The following is an 18081-nucleotide window of genomic DNA, read 5'->3' as shown; positions in this document are numbered from 1 at the left end:
TCAGACTGATTCTTATCGTTTACAGCGTCCAGCCTTCGCGGTATTCGCGTTTGATGTACTGGGCGGCTTCGGGGACGTTGGTGACTTTGAGATTGTCGGCGTCCCATTCCAGTTTCTTCTGACCGACGCGGTAGGAAACATTGCCCAGCAGCACGGTCTCGGTGAGGGGACCGGCGTAACCGAAGTTACTTCCGGTCGGAGTGCCATTGCGGATCGCGTTGAGCCATTCGATGTGGTGGCTCTTGGGCCGAGTCAGATAAGGTTCGACCGGTTTGGCTTCTTTGCCGGCTTCCATGAAGACCTTGTTCGTCCCATAGTCGGCGAGCAGGCGTCCGTCATCCCCTTCAAAGAGAACTGCACTGTTTTTCTCATACACTTCGGCGCCTTTGGGTTTCCAGCCGCCATGATACCAGGTCATATGAACCGGAGGCAGATCTTCGCGGGCCTCGTATTCGTAATCGACCTTCATCAGGCTGGGGCATTCATTCACGCCGCCATGTCCTTTTTCCCCGACAGCGACGACCGTTTTGGGATATTTCAGTTTCAATGCCCAGAAGGGGAGATCCATATAGTGACAGCCGAAGTCACCCAGCTGGCCGTTTCCAAAGTCCCACCAGTAGCGCCAGTTGAAGTGGAAACTCGTTTCGTTGTAGGGACGGAAAGGAGCCGGCCCGATCCATTGATCGTAGTTGACGTAGGAGGGGGGATTGTTTTCTTTGGAGCGTTTCCCTTCAAGGCTAACTCCGCCCCCCACCCAGACATGCACGCGACGGACGGGGCCAATCACACCAGACTGAACCATCTCCACGACTTTGCGATAATTGTCTGTGGCGTGAATCTGGTTCCCCATCTGAGTGGCAACACCGGCTTTGGCAGCCAGATCGGTCAGGACGCGTGCTTCATACACAGAATGGGTGAGCGGTTTTTCACAGTAAACGGGCAGGCCTTTTCGCAGGGCTGCAGCGGCAGCCGGGGCATGCATGTGATCGGGAGTGCTGACGAGTACGCCGTCCAGGTCATTGCGTTCGAGTACTTTGCGATAGTCATCGTAAGTATCTGCTTTGGGAAATTCTTTGGCTGCGACCTCCAGACGTTTCGCATCAATGTCACATAGAGCAACGAAATTTTCTGATTTCGTGCCACTGATATTCGCATAAGCGCGGGCGGCCACGCCGATCGAAGCCAGATTCAGTTTTTCGTTCGGACTTTTACTTTGGGAAGCGGCTTCCAGCGGCAGCAGAGGCAGCGCCCCTGTTAAGGCAGGCACAGCAGTCCCCGCAATCAAGGCTTTCTTGAGGAACTCGCGGCGGTCGACAGTATTTGACATGAATATCTCCTGGTGAGGAAGTGAGCTGCAGTGTGACTGATATGAATATGCCGGGCGATGAGTCGTGTTAAAAACTCGTCATCTCAAATGAGACGGCCCCAATAATTTAACTTTTTTAATATATCGCAGGCTCGGAGCGAAATCGAGACTGTATTTTGAAAACGGAAAAATGAGCGAGTGGAAAAGGGGAATCGACAAGTCGAGAACAGCGTGAAGCAGGAACTTCAATTCGAAGTTTCAGAGGTGATATCTTCCGAGATGCTGACGGCTTTTTCGACGCCGGAAATCAGCTGGTCGAGCCGGAACGGTTTGTAGAGGACGCATTTCAAACCAAGCTGCCGGGCTTTGACGATCGAGTGCGTGGGATCGTACCCAAAACCTGTCATCAGGATCACAGGCAGGTGCTCATGAATCTCCCGGATCTGGGAGAAGCATTCGTACCCGTTCATATCGGGTAGCCGGATATCGGCGATGACCACATCGTAGTGAAAGCTGCGGACCATCAGGAATGCTTCTTCTCCATCGTGAGCGGTTTCTACCTCACAGCCCAGTCGGCCCAGCAGTTCGTGTGCGGCTCGTCTGACAGTGGCATCACTGTCGACGACCAGAATCCGCTTGTTGACCAGTTTGGGATTCACCTGTCTCATCGTGGGCACTTTATGATGATGAGGTGTCTGGGGAGCCATTTCGTCTCCCACCTGTTGAATCAGTTGCTTAATGTGGCGAGTATCTTTAAGGATACGCTGCAATCGCTCGCACACACTTGGCTCGTGACCGATATACCGCTCCAGAATCCAGGCCGTATCGTTGAGGATCTCATCCACCGGATCAACGACCCCACGCATAATTAACTCAGTACTGGCAGAAGCGGTTGTCAGTTTTTCGACTACCAGCAGGTCCAGTGTATTTAAAGCAATCGCGACTTCGCGACTGAAGAGCTCCAGGAAGTGCAGATCATTCTCATCAAAGGCCCCCGCATGCGGGCTTTCCACATTGAACGTGCCCAGGACTTCATCGTGCAGATTGAGGGGAACCGTCAGCGAACTGCGGGCGTTGGGAGCCCCGGTCATATAGAGGGGATCGTGTGCCGTGTCTTCACAGAGGTAACTTTTCCCCGTGGCGGCGACAAAGCCGGTCACGCCGTTTCCTTCGGGGTCTGCATAAAGCGTACGGTTCGTTGCCACCTGCTCCATGCCGACTGCCAGCAGGACTTCCAGACGATTCGAGGCTTTATCCAGCAGACGGATTTCCACGGTCTCAAATTCGAGCAGATCCTGAGTGTAATGCAGAATCTTGGCTTTCAGAAGTTCGATGCGATCTTCTGTTGTCATCTCGAAAATTTCTTCGGGAGAGAGATCGCCGAGCTCGAGTCCGGCCTGATAGATGGCATTGAGTTTCTGACGCTGTAAGACTTCTTCCGAAATGTCACGCACGCTGGCCACCAGGTACGCGGGCTCCTGCTTACTGTCGGAAGAGGTCAGGACCGGCATGACTTCGACATCAAAATAACTTTTATCGCCGACCCGCAGACCGCTCTTGGCAATCTTGCGTGTGGAAAAAGCGGAGTGAAACGGACTGAAGTCGGGGCCCAGGATTTCAGGGGCACCGAAGGCATCGTAGAAGGAATGACCGATCAGCGAGTTTTCCTGACAACAAAGCTGGCCCAGCTGATGATTCGCCCAGATGATTCGCAGGTCAGCATCCAGCACGACGACGGCGTGCGGAAGAAATTCCAGCAGCGTACCCGACTGAATCAACGCCAGGGGTAAGGTACCGGTAGTGGCTGGCACGACCAGGGCAGAAATATTCCCCTGATCAAATTCCGCGATGCCTTCCGCCAGATTTTCGGGGGTTACGACCACATAGTCTTCATTGGAGAACTGTTCTCGCAACTCAGAAGTCTGCTCGTCTGAGGGCCCACAGAAGAGAATTTTTTGCGGATTGGTCACTACGAAAACAGCCTTTGTCCACTAAGACATTTGATGCTTCACTAAACTTTGTATTACCAACGGGGACATTTGTTGTTCCAGTCTACTTAATTTGTAGTAACAACCGGAATAAAAACAAGATGCCTCAATCCTGTATTACGTAGATTCAGGTACGATTGATAGAATACCTGCCGTAGTATTTATGCTTTTCACCAAAATCTTGAACAACATAAACAGTATAACGATATCGTACCTATGAAATCGGCTTTCTGTCAGCCAAAATTAAGATCCAACGAAAGGAATCTGGGAATTTCTTCAAATTCTGCCCGATTCCGGATATTTTTTCTCAAGTTTTTCCGCCTGTTTTGATGACTGAGTCCCTTTCCAGCGAACCGTTTCACCCCCCTGCCGCCGCAGAAAGAATGACTGCAAATGAGTTTACCCTGGGTCGCCATTCAAAGAAATCCGATCTCCGGAACAGGTAACCGAGCCTCACTGATTATGGATCTGATCCGCCAGCTGAAGCGGAAAGGCATCCGCCCTCGGCTGTTTTCCAATCGGGAACGCATGCAGGAACTTTTGAAAAACCAGTCAACGGAAACTCCGCCACTCTGTGTGGTCGCCGCCGGCGGTGACGGAACAGTTCAGGATCTGATCAACCGATATCCTGATCAGCGAATCGCGATTTTACCATTGGGAACCGAAAACCTGATGGCCCGGTATCTGGGAATCCAGAAATCCGGCACATTCGTTGCAAATATGATCAGCCAGGGAGCGACGCGCGAAATCGACCTGTGCCAGATGCAGCAGCAGCGATTTATCCTGATGGCAAGCGTGGGTTTCGACGCTGCAGTGGTCGCCGATCTGACCGAATTTCGCAAAGGAAATATTTCCCATCTGAGTTATCTGAAACCAGTCTGGCGTACGATTCGGTCCTATCCTTATGAACCGCTGCTGATCACCACCGATCAGAGTACTGACGAAATCACCGCCTACCATGCGATCATCGTTAATATTCCCGCTTACGGGCTGAATCTGAATTTTTCTCCTACAGCAAATGATGAAGACGGGCTGCTCGACGTGATTCTGTTTAAGAGAAAAGGGCTGTTCAGCACTCTGAAATATCTGTACCAGATCATTCGGGGCACACATTTGAATTCACCTGATGTGCAACGGATACAGGCGAATCGCATTCAAATTCGCTCGGCACAACCCGTTCCGGTTCAGACCGATGGGGATGCTTCCGGTCTGACGCCACTGGAAATCAGGGTGCTTCCCCGGGCAGGCCGATTTATCGTCCCTTGCTGAACTGGGAGAATTCCACCATAATTCGCGAAGCTTCATTTCAAGTAATACTGTTGGAAAGGATTCTCAGGTGGCACAAAACCCGGTTTCAATCGGTCAGGTTCAATGCGGAAAACAACTTCCACTGGTCTTCATTGCCGGACCGTGCGTGATTGAAAGTGAAGAAGTGGTCCTGGCCACGGCCAGACGACTCGCTGAAATCGCTTCGCAGGAAAATCTGTCGCTAATCTTCAAGTGCAGTTTCGACAAAGCCAATCGGACGAGTGTCGACAGCTTCCGTGGTCCGGGTCTGGAACGCGGCCTGGAGATCCTGGCAAAAGTGAAACAGGAAACAGGACTGGAAGTCACAACCGATATCCATGAACCGGGTCAGGCGGCGCCTGCAGCTGAGGTCTGTCGGATTTTACAGATCCCTGCATTTCTGGCACGTCAGACCGATCTGCTGGAAGCAGCTTCCAAAGCCGCAATCAAATATGATGGCGTGGTGAATATCAAAAAGCCGCAGTTTGTGGCCCCCGAAGACTGTATTCACGCGGTTAAAAAATGTGAGGCATTCGGGCTGGAGCGACTGATGCTGACCGAACGGGGAACCACATTTGGCTATGGGCGGCTGGTGAATGATCTGCGTTGCATTCCCATCATGAAGTCGATGGGCCCCCCTGTGATTTTTGATGCGACACACAGCGTCCAGACACCAGGGGGAAAATCAACCGGAGGACAGCGGGAAATGATTCCGTTCCTGGCCCGGGCCGCTGTGGCCTGCGGCTGTGATGGCATCTTCGCTGAAACACATCCTGATCCTTCACAGGCGCTCAGTGATGGCCCGAATATGCTGCCTCTGGATGATTTTGCAGCTTTTGCCACCCAGATGCAGAAATTCCGCGATCTGTTCAATGAAATCGTTGGGGCATCAGACATTCCATCTGCTTGAAAATTGGTTATAGTATCTGGTACAGCATGTTCTCCTCTGATATTCATTGAATTCCTTCCAGAGGCCTTACTGATCTTTGACAGTCACAGTCCCGTCTGATGCGAGACGGTTCTGTACAGTACCATGAAGCTGCAACTGATATGACCTTCTCGAATCTGATACGACGCGTCCCTGCTCTCCGGCTGGGGTTGATTCCTGGTGTTTGCTGTTTTGCCCTGCTGATCTCCCTTTCAGGCTGTAAAGATCAGAAAACGACGACCAAGCCTGCGAAAAAAGGCACATCCCAGACGGCAACCGGCACGTCGGGTTCTTCCAGTCAGACGAAATCGGACTGCAACAACTACATCGATAACGCAATGAGCATGCTGGAACCCGAACGACTGGGCATCAGTTCGTTCGTAGGTCGTGCCGTGGGCCTGTTGAATCAGTGGGCGTCAAATTGTGGAAATTTTGATACAGATAAACCCACCCTGACCGATTCCCAGAAGCCATTTTTCAAAAAGTACCTGGGAGAAGCCCAGCTGGCGAAAATGGATTTAATCCGATTTACAGAGTCGGATGCAAAATTCGTCCGCGATTCACAGCTTTTTAACGGAATGATCAACGCCGCGATAGAAGGCAAAGCGAATGATGTCGAACGCATCACGGCTGCCTTCTATTACTGCATGGGGAATGTGGCACTCGTGACCAACGAACAGAATGTGCTCCCGTTGTCCCCGTATGAAATCTGCATTCTGGGCGCCGGTTCTGCAGAACAGCGTGCCTGGATCTATATCGACATGCTCAGACAACTGCGACTGGACGCGGTCCTGTTGAAGCCTGCCAAAGAGGCCCCCTTTAAACTACTGATCGGCGTTCTGCTGAATGATGACATTTACCTGTTTGATCCCACGCTGGGTCTGCCGATTCCCGCGAAGGACCAGCCAGCCGATGCAATCCTGATCCCGAACCCGGCGACCCTGGCCGATGTTTTGAAATCTCCTGAGATCCTGAAAGATTTTTATGGAGAAGACGCGGCGAACCGTTTTTCCGCCGAAGAACTGAAAACGCCCCAGGCCATCATTATTGGACGTAGTTGTGAATGGTCGACCCGGATGCGACGCCTGGAAGATTCGCTGTCGCGCAAACAGACGTTCGTACTGTTCCGCAATCTGGAAGAACTAAAAGGGGACCCCGGTTTCATCGCACATCTGCAGACCATTGGAAAAGGAATTCTGAAAGAAGCGGAAATCAAAGTTTCTGAATATCCCGACAAACAAGTCGATGCCAGTGAATCCGTCACCGGCGATCTGGCAAAACGAATCTCTTCGATCAAATTACCATTTCGCGCACCGGTCCCTTATGATGTGAAGTTGAGAAAAGAGACCCCCGAAGGTTTTGTCGTTCCCTGGGGCGCCCCTTCCAGGAAATTACTGAAAACGCGCACTGCTCAATTGCTGGGAGACCAGACAGAAGCCATTTCGAGTTATGTCACAACCCGACTGGAGGCTGGTTTTCCTTCCGACCTGGTTGTCCCGCAGGAAACGCGGTTAATGCATTTGATGGCAGCCCAGCAGGCCACCTATTTCCTCGCGATCGGCCAATACCTGCAGGGAAATTATTCTTCTGCCAGCCAGACGTTTAACGATTATTTCCGGCTCTATTCCCGCGTGGATCCGGAGCGCACGGTTGCCGCCATTTATCTGATGGCAATCTGTGATGCCCAGTCGGGCAAATTATCCAGTGCGATTGTAGCCGTCGGCGAGAATAAACCTCCCGAAGCACTTAAACCGGTGTTCCCCTACCTGGAACAGCGGTGGCGCGCAATTCGCGAAAATGCATCAAAAAAATAAACGCTCAATACGGCACTCCTCCAACTGAAATCTGAGTCATGCTTGCCTTCCTTCGTCGTCGCTGGTTTTTAGTCTGCATTACAATTGTGATTACGATCGGCGTCTATGCAGGCCATGAAGGATCTCAGGAAACTTTGTCGCAGGTGAAGCAGTTCATTCGCCCCTCCTGGTTGACGGCAATCGTACTGTTTCTGATGTCGCTGAGTCTGAACTCCGAACACCTGCTGACATCGATCAAAAAACCAGGACCGCTGATTCTATCACTGGTGACGAATGTCGTCTTATTACCGGTCATAGCCTGGGCGTTATTGCCGCTGCAGTTGTCGGCTGATTTTGGAATCGGGCTGATTATCATGGCCTGTGTGCCCTGCACGCTGTGTGGCGCATCGGTCTGGACCCGTCGCGGGGGAGGCAATGATGGCGTCTCCCTGATGGTCACCATGATCACCAATGGGGCCTGCTTCATCACAGTTCCGTTCTGGATTCTGCTGATCACGTCGCGTGAGATCGAATTCGATCGCGTCGCCATGATTACCAAACTGTTTTATGCGGCGATGCTGCCCGTCGTCTTCGGACAGATTCTCCGGATGAACCGGCAGATCAAAGCATTTGCAGACCGGATTACATCCCGGCTGGGAACGGTGGCATTGATCTTTGTGTTGTTTATGGTGCTGCTCGCGGCAGTGCAGACGGGCTACGGTATCCAGACCTCCGAGATGGGAATTTCGCTGGCAGCGGTTGCCGTCGTCTGGATCAGTTGTATTGCAGTGCATGTCAGCGGATTTGCTGCCAATCTGCTGCTGGGAAAATCATTTGGCTTTGCCCCCCGCGACCGGATTGCCAGTGCGATTGCCGGCAGTCAGAAAACGCTGCCTATCGCGGTCTTCGTCGCCACCGATGCCTCCATGTTCGGCAACGCGGGCATTCCGTCTGCCGTCTTTCCGCTATTGATGTTTCATACGTCACAGTTCTTTATCGATACGATTCTCGCTGATCGACATCGCGAGAAATATTTCGAACTCGAACTGTCAGAGCCCGAAGTGGAAACCGAACCGAGCCTGACCGCCTGCGAACAGTAGATATCACTGTCATCAGTTCTGGTAGATGACGACCAGAAACAGAACCGCTTCGCCGCGCCCAACGTTGACAATGGCATGAGGCACATCGACGCGATAGCTGGCAGAGTCACCTGGTCCCAGTAAAGTGCTGTCCTCTCCCGAATCGACCTGGACTTTGCCTTTCTCAACGGTCAGGAATTCACGGGTGCCCCGAAAATGGGGCGCGCTCTGCAGTTTCCCGCTGGTGTGCAGCTGGACTTCGTAGAACTCGACATCCTTTTCCAGATGCAGGGGAGAGAGTGTACGAATGCGACACTCAGAATCCGAGCGGTAATGAAACGTTCGATCCTCAGCGCGGATGACTTCAATGGAAGAAGTAGAAACCGGTGCTTCCACCAGTTCGCCTAATGCGATGCCGAACGCCTGAGAGATTCGCACGGTGACCGCCAGAGTCGGGTTTGCTTCACCACGTTCAATCTGACTGAGCATCGATCGGCTCACGCCACAAGCGGCGGAGAGAGAATCGAGCGACCAGCCCCGCTCCTTGCGCAGTTCCCGTACGCGCTGCGAAAGCTGCCCGCTGATTTCATCAGGGGACAACTCGGAACCTGCTGCTGCAGTAGACTGTTTTCTGGCGGAGTTTGCCGACATGGCACTACATTCCAATATAATGGATTTATTCTCTTGCAAATTGGATACACACTTTCTATTATAATGGATAATGAGTCAATATAAAGGATTCTCCCGTGTGAATTTCTTCAATTTTCCCGAGTGAAATGGGTTCTGTTATGAAGGCATTGGTCAAAAAAGAGTCAAAGCCGGGGCTTTGGCTGGAAGACGTTCCTGTTCCCACGATCGGCATCAACGATGTGCTGATCAAAGTCGACCGCACGGGCATCTGCGGGACCGACGTGCATATTTATAAATGGGACGACTGGGCGCAGAAGACCATTCCCGTCCCGATGGTGGTCGGTCATGAATTCGTCGGCGAAATAGTGGAGGTCGGATCAAATGTGGTCGACTACACGCCGGGAGAAATTGTGAGTGGTGAAGGGCACGTTGTCTGTGGACGCTGTCGGAACTGCTTTGCCGGTCGACGGCATCTGTGTGCTCATACGCGGGGCGTGGGAGTGAATCGTCCCGGTGCGTTTGCAGAATACATTTCTCTGCCGATGACAAACATCTGGCATCACGACGATTCGATCGACCGCGATATTGCATCGATCTTCGATCCGTTTGGAAACGCCGTGCATACTGCGCTCTCCTTTGATGTTCTGGGAGAAGATGTGCTGATCACGGGGGCCGGCCCGATTGGAGTGATGGCAGCGGCTGTCGTCCGGCATGCAGGTGCCCGGCATGTGGTGGTCACCGATGTGAACCCGTATCGACTCGACCTGGCGCGTAAGATGGGTGCCACACTGGCGCTGGATGTCCGCGAGAATTCCATTGCCGATGCACAACAGCAGTTAGGCATGACCGAAGGCTTTGATGTCGGGCTGGAAATGTCAGGCAATCCGCAGGCGTTTCGCGACATGCTGAATAACATGTGTCATGGCGGCAAAATTGCAATGCTGGGAATTCCGGAAAAAGAAATTGCCATCGACTGGAACGTGGTCGTGTTCAACATGCTGACGCTGAAAGGAATCTACGGTCGCGAAATGTACGAGACCTGGTATAAAATGACAGTGATGCTGCAGAGTGGACTGGATATCAGCCCGGTCATCACACACCGTTTCCATGCCAGTGAATATGAAGCGGGTTTTGAAGTGATGATGTCCGGTCAGTCCGGCAAAGTCATTCTTGACTGGAACAATATTTAACGAACTTCAAGCAACTTAATTGATACTCATTTAACCAGAACGGGACTTGTCTCATGTATGGATCGATCAAACAGGAACTGGAACAGACACTCTCGACGATCCGCGAGGAAGGGCTTTATAAGTCAGAGCGGATTATCACCACGCCTCAGGATGCTCATATTCGTGTCGCAGAGGGAGAGCCGGTTCTGAATATGTGTGCCAATAATTATCTGGGACTGGCAGAACACCCGGCTGTCATTGCCGCCGCTCATGCCGGCCTGGATGAGTGGGGCTACGGTCTCTCTTCGGTCCGTTTCATCTGTGGGACACAGTCGATTCACAAACAGCTGGAACAGAAACTGAGCCAGTTTCTGGAGACCGAAGATACGATTCTTTATACGTCCTGTTTCGATGCCAACGGCGGCCTGTTTGAAACGCTGTTAACGGCTGAAGATGCGATTATTTCCGATGAACTGAACCATGCCAGCATCATCGATGGCGTGCGGCTGTGTAAAGCACAGCGGTTCCGCTACAAAAACAACAACATGCAGGACCTCGAAGAACAACTGAAAGCAGCTTCGTCGGCCCGCTATCGCATGATCGCGACTGACGGCGTGTTCTCGATGGACGGTTACATTGCCAATCTACCGGCCATCTGTGATCTTGCGGAAAAATACGATGCCCTGGTGATGGTCGATGACTCCCACTCGGTTGGCTTCATGGGACAGCATGGCAAAGGGACCCATGAATTTCATGGCGTGATGGATCGAATTGACATCATCACAGGTACGCTGGGCAAAGCGCTCGGCGGTGCCAGCGGTGGTTACACCAGCGGACGCAAAGAGATCATCGAACTGTTAAGACAGCGTTCACGCCCCTACCTGTTTTCCAACTCGGTGGCTCCAGCGATTGTGACGGCTTCGATTGCCGCCATTGATCTGCTGACTGCTTCCACGGAACTCCGCGACAAACTGGAAGCCAATACGAAACATTTTCGTGCAGGAATTTCACAAGTCGGTTTTGAAGTCCTGCCCGGCGAACATCCGATTGTCCCGATCATGCTGGGCGATGCGGCTCTCGCAGCCCGCGTGGCCGATGCGTTACTGCAGAAAGGCATCTACGTCATCGGCTTCTCGTTCCCGGTGGTTCCCAAAGGAAAAGCCCGGATTCGAACGCAGATCTCAGCCGCCCATTCGATTGAAGACCTGGATTTTGCGATTGAGAAATTCAAAGAAGTCAAAGCCGAACTGGGGATTTAGAATACATCTGAAGGTTAAACCGATAATAATTTATAGAATTCAGCATTTCTCATAATATCACTCTGTATTTGAGTTTTTATATAACTCTAAATGATAACTCAGCGGCTCTGGAAATCGATTGGTAATTTCTTTAGGTGAAGTCCGTGACTCACAAGCTTCGGTAAATGAATTATAGCAAACCGCATTAGCAGGATTCTCGACTAGACCAGTGGGACCAACAAATATGGGCTGCACGTCATTCGCCCAGAGTGGACGAATTAATGTCAGAACCCATCCATTCTTTTCGTGCTTTTCCATTTCGACTGCACCTCTCAGAAATTTAGCAGCATTCTTTCTATGTTCTGCCGCCTTAGTATCGTTGCCCGATGCCTCTGCAAATGCAGCTTCTGCGTTATAGCGTTCTGACATATGAATCCGTCGTCGCCAGACTCGATATTCGTTTTCATCCATTTGCATCTTTCCCATTTTTGAAAGTGATTATCATAAAATAGCTTTTCAAATGCACTCCAAACCTGATGGATAATTATTTCGATTTTACAGTATTTATGCCAGACACCCCAAGTCCTTCATGTATTTATTTCATTTCATTTTTTTCAATGTAATAAGTTAAATGAGTAGTCGTTCCTTAATCTACATCTGCTTTTTATTGTTTTCTTAATTGTATTCAGCAGTTTTACATTTAGCTCTATTTATACCGTATGACTCATTTTCTTCCTAAGAAATCAATGCACGATTGAATCATTCAAATTATCACAAAAAGTCCAGCGATGCTGTTCTTATTTTACAACTTCCCGTTTTTCCGGGGCAAAGCCCATCACCGCGTATTCGTAGCGTGTGCGGCCGCTGCTGTCGGTTCGCATGCGTTCGGCGACCAGAGGCAGACCTTGCGTCGCAGCAAACCGCACGGAGGCCCGGGCGTCGCCGTAGGAGAAGAGGATGATCACCAGGCTTTTGGGCTGAGGCACCGTTTTATAGACCGCATAAAAACGATCCACAAAGTCCTGTGGCGTATCCGCCCGAAAATCGGTGGACTTAGCGCCGATCTTCAGCCTGAAAACGCCGTTCTCCGTCAGATAGAGTTCCCAGATATCGCTGCGTTTGGTGAGCTCATCATATGTCAGAAAATGTTTGACCACATCAATGGCCTTGCCTCCCGCCAGTTCCTGCAGCTGTTTTTTGATGCGCTCGATCTCCGCTTTCGTCTGTTCGGAATCCGGATCCGGTTTGGCCTTTAACAGCGGGTCCAGTAATGAATCGGGGAGTTGAAACAGCTGCTGCGCCATTTCGCCGACGAGATCGCGCTGCTCCCGCGTGTGCTTCAACTCTTCGTTGAGTTCACGATTCTGTTTCTCCGACAGTTGCGCACTTTCACGCGCCTGGTCCCGCGTTTTCATCGCATTCTGCTCTGCCTGCATCGCATCGCGTAAGGCCTGCTCTTTTGACCGTTTCAGTTCGGCAATTTCTTTCAGTGCGATTCGTTGTTCTTCCCTGAGCGTTTTTACTTCCTGCTCGGCTTGCGTCACCTGCTGTTGAGAACGCTGCTCAATGCGAGCCGTCGACTCCTGGGTGTCCATGAACTGCGCAAAGATCACGATCAGGAGCAGGTCCAGCAGGGGAGTCAGTTGAAATGTCAGGCGGCGACGGCTGATCATGCGGGTGTCTCGCCTCCCCCGGCCAGCACGAGTTCCCGTTTGGCGCGGACCACGGTATCACGGACATGCTGGCGATTCTCTACCAGTCCCAGAAAGGACATCTCGAGGACACTGTTCACAAACATCAGCAGGATGGCGGCAGCCAGGCCGGCAAACGTCGACCAGATGGCATCACCGAAATGGCTGACAATCGAACTGATGGCATTGGTCGTTTCAGGCCCCGCGTTGGCCTGCAGCGCGGCTCCCATCGCGAGGATGGTTCCCAGCACCCCTGCCAGGGGATACGCTTCAATCATGGTGCGACAGATGTTGTAACAGGTCTCAAAAAAATGCGAATCCAGGTAGCGGCGCTTTTCATCCAGGATGTGCACCCGTTCGGAAAGTGCTTTGCGGTCGGCGGGATTCGCTTTGGGATCGAGCGTTTCATTCACGTCTGCCAGGAAGGCTTCGATCTGATCGGACAGGTGGCCCGTCGAATCGAGCAGGCTGCGGTGTTTCAAGCCACGGGTGAAATCGTCCAGTGAAGAAGCGATGCCCCGCAGGTCGCGGCGGGACCAGACCCAGAGCACAAAGAAAAAAAACAGGTGTGCGCCACAGGCCAAGGTAATGACCATTGTGGAGAGCCCGGAAAGCTGGCTTAAATACTGCGACATCGATTCCACCTGCTAAAGTTTGTGATTCTGCTGTCTGATGTTTCAGGAACGGCGGCGGCCTGTTTTTGAAACGGTGCTATTAACAGAATCGATCATAAAACCCCTGATTCCTTGAAGATTCCTGAAGATATTCTCCAGCACCTCTGCAGTTCTTCCAGTCACAACGAATATAACGAAAAAGGATGCAGACCTCACGCGGAAGACTGCATCCCTGATTCGTTTAACGCTGATTGATTCTCAAATCAGGCACCATATTTTTCCAGGCGACCGGCGTGAGCCATGGCCAGCCACATCAGGTATTTGGCTTCAAACTGCCCCAGTCCGCCTTGAATGCACTCGGATTCGCCGAAACTCTGACAGCCGTCGAAGCGGGCGTTTTCCGCAGAGAGTAGCACGGGCACGGGATGCCAGCTGTGCGACTTCATTTTGGAAGGGGTGCTGTGGTCACCGGTGACGATCAGCACGTCCGGGTTCAAAGCCGTAATCCGCGGAATGCAGGTATCCACTTCTTCCGTCTTGGCGACTTTCGCAGCAAAGTTACCGTCTTCGCCTGTGGAGTCGGTGTACTTGTAATGCACGAAGAAGAAGTCGTAGTCATCCCAGTTTTTTTCCAGACAGTCCATCTGTGACTCCAGTGTCTGGCCAGCGTCTTTCACATCCATACTGACCAGGCGCGCCAGTCCCCGGTACATCGGGTAGACGGCAATCGCAGCGGCGCGGGTGCCATAGACTTCTTCGAAGGTCGGGATCTCGGGCATCTTGGCAATGCCACGCATGGTGAGCAGATTCGCGGGACGATCGTCTTTCAGAATTTCGCCAGCCTGTTTGAGGAATTCTTTACAGAGTTCAGCGGTCTTCTGAGATGCTTCGTTTGCACCGACGGGTTCCAGTGGAGGCACGCCGGTTTTCTGAGGATCGGTATCGTTGATGTCTCCCCCCAGCCCTTTGCCACGGAGCACGATCACCAGACGATATTCTTTGACGTGCCTTACGAAAACTTCTACGCCGGGAATCTCGATTTTGTCGAGCTTCTTGCAGAGCTCGGCTCCGATTTCACTGGCGATGCGACCTGCGCGACGGTCGGTGATGTTTCCATCATCGTCGAGCGTACAGAAGTTACCGCGGATGGCGACATCATCGGGACCGAGTTCAAAGTCGATGCCCAGAGCTTCGAGTACGCCACGACCAATATTAAATTCGAGGGGATCATAGCCGAACAATCCCAGGTGACCGGGGCCACTACCAGGAGTGATGCCGGGAATCACGGGGATACTGCGTCCCAGGGTTCCCTTTTTCGCGAGGGCATCCAGGTTGGGAGTGTTCGCGGTTTCCAGTTCGGTTTTTCCACCCGGTTCCAGAGGCAGGCCCCCCAGTCCGTCCGAAACGAGGAGTACAATTTTGGAATCATTCTTCTTTTGCAGTTTTTTCATTAACGCGTGCAGGTCTGCCATCGCAATCTCAATACCTTATGATGGAACGTTTATAAATTCAGTGGTCCACAAATGAGAACCAGTACTGTCAGCGGGATACGAAAGCGTATCAAATTTTACCTTAGCGTCTGCCTGTCTAATCGACTCGGTCCAAATGGACCTGGAGACACTGCCAGTAAGACTGGATACAGTCTATACGATACAGAAATCAGAGCCGGTTGTTAAGCAGTACGCCGCGACAATCAGGGATCGGGCGTCAATTGAGGCGTGTTCTGCTTTAAACCGGCGGCATCGACCCATTTCTGGAAGAAGCTCAGGCTTTCGGTCGCCATCAGCTCGGCACTATAGAACTGACGAACACGTTCGTACCCCTGCCGGGCCAGCTGGAGGCGATATTCCCGGTCCTGATAAAGCCGTTCCCAGGCATCAGCGAGCGCCTGCGGATCTCCGGGAGGAACCAGCAGGCCGCCTGCCGTCTGTTCGATCAATTCCGGGAAGGCACCATGGGCCGGCTGAACGACGGGCACCCCGTTCGCCATTGCTTCCAGAACGAACAGCCCCTTGGGTTCGTGGTAGTCGGTCGGAACCGAGAGCACCGACAGACTCTTGTAGAACGCGATTTTTTCTTCGCGTGTATCGGGACTGCCCCAGTATTTGTACGACTCGTTGAGGGCCGGCAGATTTTTTGTTGTTTCGTGAAAATACGCTTCACTTTCTTTACCCAGGAATCCCCCCACACACAGGCGACTGTCGGGATGGGCTTTGTGAAAGATCTCGAACGCCTCAACGACGTTGTGCAGTCCTTTCTCTTTACAGATCCGGGCGAAGAAACCGATGGTGAAGGGCTCATCCGTGTGATCAGCGGGAGTGCCGTCGTGTCCTTCCAGATTGATGCCCAGCAGCACTTTATGAATGTGATCGATGGGGACATCCAGATAATCGGACATGAACTCGCGATAGTAGTCGCTGTGAACCAGTACGCCATCCACCTGCTGCACATTGTTGCGAATCAGTTCCAGCGAACGGCTGCGATAAGGTTCCCCCAGTTCTTCCAGAAAGACATCGTCTCCCTGCAGAATACAGAACAGGGGCCCCTGAAAATGTTCCCTGATTTTTTTAATCGTACCAGAGAGCAATGCGTTACTCAGGCAGATCACATCAGGCTTGAGGTGAGAACCCAGGAACTGCGCCAGCTCTTCGATTTCTCTCCCTTCAGCGCCCTGGTCTCCCTCCAGCAACGTGACCGTCAGCGCGCCCAGTTCGTGGGCATCATTGCTGACGCCAAATTTCGTGGCCAGGTTGATGATCCAGGGCGTGTTGAGCCAGTGTTTCATGAAACCGGGCAGCTTACGCCAGAGCTTCGAGCGGTAATTCAGATAGACATTGATGCCCCCCAGAAATACGGGAGAACCTGTCATGTTTTCTTCATCCACACGGATCGGCGTGTAGGTCGGGACGAGAGTGGCTTCTGCTCCCTGCAGCATCATGGCCCGGGTCCAGGTGTTGTCGTGCATACAGGCACCACAAAACATCCCGGCACCTCCCGAGGTGATGATGGCCACATGTAATTTTTGGGGTGATGGTTCTGACATAAACTCTCTGCCTGGCGGTGAGCGGGAGATCGCTTCAGGTTTGATCCAGATGGAGTGGGGCAATCTGTTGCACAAATCGTTTTAACAGAGCGGCGGCTTCAGGTGTATCATGAATAGAATCGCGAAACTCATCCAGCGACAGACCCGCGATTTTTTCGACATACTCAGGATAGCTGTTCAATCGCCCGAGAAACGACTGACGATCCAGTTCCGGATGAAACTGCGTGCAGTAAATGGGTCGATCGACGAACCGGTAGGCCTGATTCTGTACTCGATCTGTCGAGGCCAGCAATTCGGCACCGGGAGGGAGATCAATCACAGTATCTTCATGTCCCATCAGACCTTGCAGCACTGGTCCAGAGGCGCCAAACACGGGATCGGCGGCTCCGGCTGAAGTGAGTCTGACATGATGCACGCCGATCTCGGCTTTGTCGAGATCGTGTATCACGCGTCCCCCCATGGCCCGGGCCATCGCCTGAAACCCCCAGCAGGAGGCAAACGTCGGCTTGCGGGAATCATGAACCAGACGCAGACTGTCGAGTGCGATTTCCAGCCAGTCCCCTTCACCGGCGGCTGAATAATGGCCACTCCCTCCGACCAGAACAATATCCACTTCCAGCAGATCATGTTCCTGTAGTGCGCCTCCCAGGAGATCGAAAACTGCCACCTGACTCTGATCCACTTCCAGGGTGTCTGCGAAGCAAGCCACTTCCTGGCTCAACATGGGGTCGTCTGCGTTTCGCACCTGTAACAATAAATAGCGAAGTGGCTCTAACATCAAAGTCCGTTCAATCTCGTTTTAGTTCATTTCAGTTTTCAGTGCTCATATCACCAGTAGCAACCGAGTTCGAGAGCTTGTTGCCATTGTAGCCTGAAAGCATTCAGAGATGACCCGAAATTCTCAACTCAGCAGTTGATTTCCGTGATTCAGGTCCCTGTTTTCGCTAACATCACGATCTGTTTATATTACATTTTCCAAACTCGAAATGATATCCAGACAGTCAGAATTCACCCGATACGACAGTCTGTCAGAGACAAACCGACGCGGTTTTGCAGACAACCGGAAAATCTATAGAATTTTTCCCGAAGATTTCATTTAGTATTTATATTTGACTTGACAATTTTGATCCATCAAAAGATAGTAGACCCATCAACAAAATTCGTTTTTATCTCATGCATTATCTCCTGAGAGGATCATCAGTTTTCCTTTTCTTTAACCTCTTCAATGCATGATTATTCACGCCAGTCAGCTCGTCTTGACTGGCGTTTTTTTGTTTCTGCCGTCTTTCTTCCGGGTATAATGACAGGTAACGGG

The 18081-nt window shown here is 51.9% G+C and carries 15 protein-coding genes; 6 read left to right on the top strand and 9 right to left on the bottom strand.

All coding sequences use genetic code 11. From position 1 onward, the window contains the following. Window positions 1–19: 19 nt before the first annotated feature. The gene (locus tag ACN0YN_RS09860) at window positions 20–1327 is read right to left on the bottom strand and encodes a Gfo/Idh/MocA family protein (RefSeq protein ID WP_417384835.1); all 1308 of its coding nucleotides are present in this window, start codon (window positions 1325–1327) and stop codon (window positions 20–22) included. Between the two features lie 224 nt (window positions 1328–1551). Beyond that, window positions 1552–3276, bottom strand: coding sequence for a response regulator (locus ACN0YN_RS09855; RefSeq protein WP_417384834.1), 1725 nt, complete (start codon window positions 3274–3276; stop codon window positions 1552–1554). Between the two features lie 411 nt (window positions 3277–3687). Between ACN0YN_RS09855 and ACN0YN_RS09850 the strand changes: the two genes are divergently transcribed. The 4 genes from ACN0YN_RS09850 (at window position 3688) to ACN0YN_RS09835 (ending at window position 8402) form a co-directional block, all read left to right on the top strand. Beyond that, window positions 3688–4563 (top strand): diacylglycerol/lipid kinase family protein, encoded by an 876-nt coding sequence (locus tag ACN0YN_RS09850; RefSeq protein ID WP_417384833.1) that lies wholly within the window; start codon window positions 3688–3690, stop codon window positions 4561–4563. Window positions 4564–4630: 67 nt separating this feature from the next. Next, window positions 4631–5491 carry a 3-deoxy-8-phosphooctulonate synthase gene (gene kdsA / locus ACN0YN_RS09845; protein WP_417384832.1) on the top strand — a complete coding sequence of 287 codons (861 nt, stop codon included), beginning with the start codon at window positions 4631–4633 and terminating at the stop codon, window positions 5489–5491. Between the two features lie 140 nt (window positions 5492–5631). After that, complete coding sequence (locus ACN0YN_RS09840; RefSeq protein ID WP_417384831.1) at window positions 5632–7323, top strand: tetratricopeptide repeat protein; 1692 nt, start codon at window positions 5632–5634, stop codon at window positions 7321–7323. Between the two features lie 38 nt (window positions 7324–7361). Further along, window positions 7362–8402 (top strand): bile acid:sodium symporter family protein, encoded by a 1041-nt coding sequence (locus tag ACN0YN_RS09835; protein ID WP_417384830.1) that lies wholly within the window; start codon window positions 7362–7364, stop codon window positions 8400–8402. Between the two features lie 12 nt (window positions 8403–8414). Here the strand turns inward: ACN0YN_RS09835 and ACN0YN_RS09830 are convergent, their stop codons facing one another. Next, entirely contained in the window at window positions 8415–9032 is a 618-nt protein-coding gene (locus ACN0YN_RS09830) for a helix-turn-helix domain-containing protein (protein WP_417384828.1), read from the bottom strand. A 137-nt stretch (window positions 9033–9169) separates the two neighbouring features. On the opposite strand from ACN0YN_RS09830, the gene tdh reads away from it, so the two are divergent. Beyond that, on the top strand, window positions 9170–10201 hold the full coding sequence (gene tdh, locus ACN0YN_RS09825; RefSeq protein ID WP_417384827.1) for an L-threonine 3-dehydrogenase: 1032 nt from the start codon (window positions 9170–9172) through the stop codon (window positions 10199–10201). Between the two features lie 53 nt (window positions 10202–10254). Then, window positions 10255–11439: a glycine C-acetyltransferase gene (locus tag ACN0YN_RS09820; RefSeq protein ID WP_417384826.1), complete on the top strand. Its 1185-nt coding sequence runs from the start codon at window positions 10255–10257 to the stop codon at window positions 11437–11439. Window positions 11440–11496: 57 nt separating this feature from the next. Here ACN0YN_RS09820 and ACN0YN_RS09815 read toward each other — a convergent pair whose 3' ends face one another. From ACN0YN_RS09815 to ACN0YN_RS09790, 6 genes are all read right to left on the bottom strand, one after another. Then, entirely contained in the window at window positions 11497–11889 is a 393-nt protein-coding gene (locus tag ACN0YN_RS09815) for a hypothetical protein (protein WP_417384825.1), read from the bottom strand. Window positions 11890–12215: 326 nt separating this feature from the next. Beyond that, the gene (locus ACN0YN_RS09810) at window positions 12216–13091 is read right to left on the bottom strand and encodes a hypothetical protein (protein ID WP_417384824.1); all 876 of its coding nucleotides are present in this window, start codon (window positions 13089–13091) and stop codon (window positions 12216–12218) included. Beyond that, window positions 13088–13744: a MotA/TolQ/ExbB proton channel family protein gene (locus tag ACN0YN_RS09805; RefSeq protein ID WP_417384823.1), complete on the bottom strand. Its 657-nt coding sequence runs from the start codon at window positions 13742–13744 to the stop codon at window positions 13088–13090. The genes ACN0YN_RS09810 and ACN0YN_RS09805 overlap by 4 nt, the downstream gene beginning before the upstream one ends. A gap of 242 nt (window positions 13745–13986) precedes the next feature. Next, window positions 13987–15195 (bottom strand): 2,3-bisphosphoglycerate-independent phosphoglycerate mutase, encoded by a 1209-nt coding sequence (locus ACN0YN_RS09800; protein ID WP_417384822.1) that lies wholly within the window; start codon window positions 15193–15195, stop codon window positions 13987–13989. Between the two features lie 221 nt (window positions 15196–15416). Continuing rightward, window positions 15417–16766, bottom strand: coding sequence for a glycosyltransferase family 4 protein (locus ACN0YN_RS09795; RefSeq protein ID WP_417384821.1), 1350 nt, complete (start codon window positions 16764–16766; stop codon window positions 15417–15419). Between the two features lie 34 nt (window positions 16767–16800). Further along, window positions 16801–17544, bottom strand: a complete 744-nt coding sequence (locus tag ACN0YN_RS09790; protein WP_417384820.1) for a type 1 glutamine amidotransferase — start codon at window positions 17542–17544, stop codon at window positions 16801–16803. Window positions 17545–18081: the final 537 nt, after the last annotated feature.

The sequence above is a fragment of the Gimesia sp. genome (assembly GCF_048260065.1).
In the GTDB taxonomy this organism is placed as follows: domain Bacteria; phylum Planctomycetota; class Planctomycetia; order Planctomycetales; family Planctomycetaceae; genus Gimesia.
The sequence above is the reverse complement of the archived record's forward strand: the minus strand, read 5'-3'. Positions and strand labels throughout refer to the sequence as shown.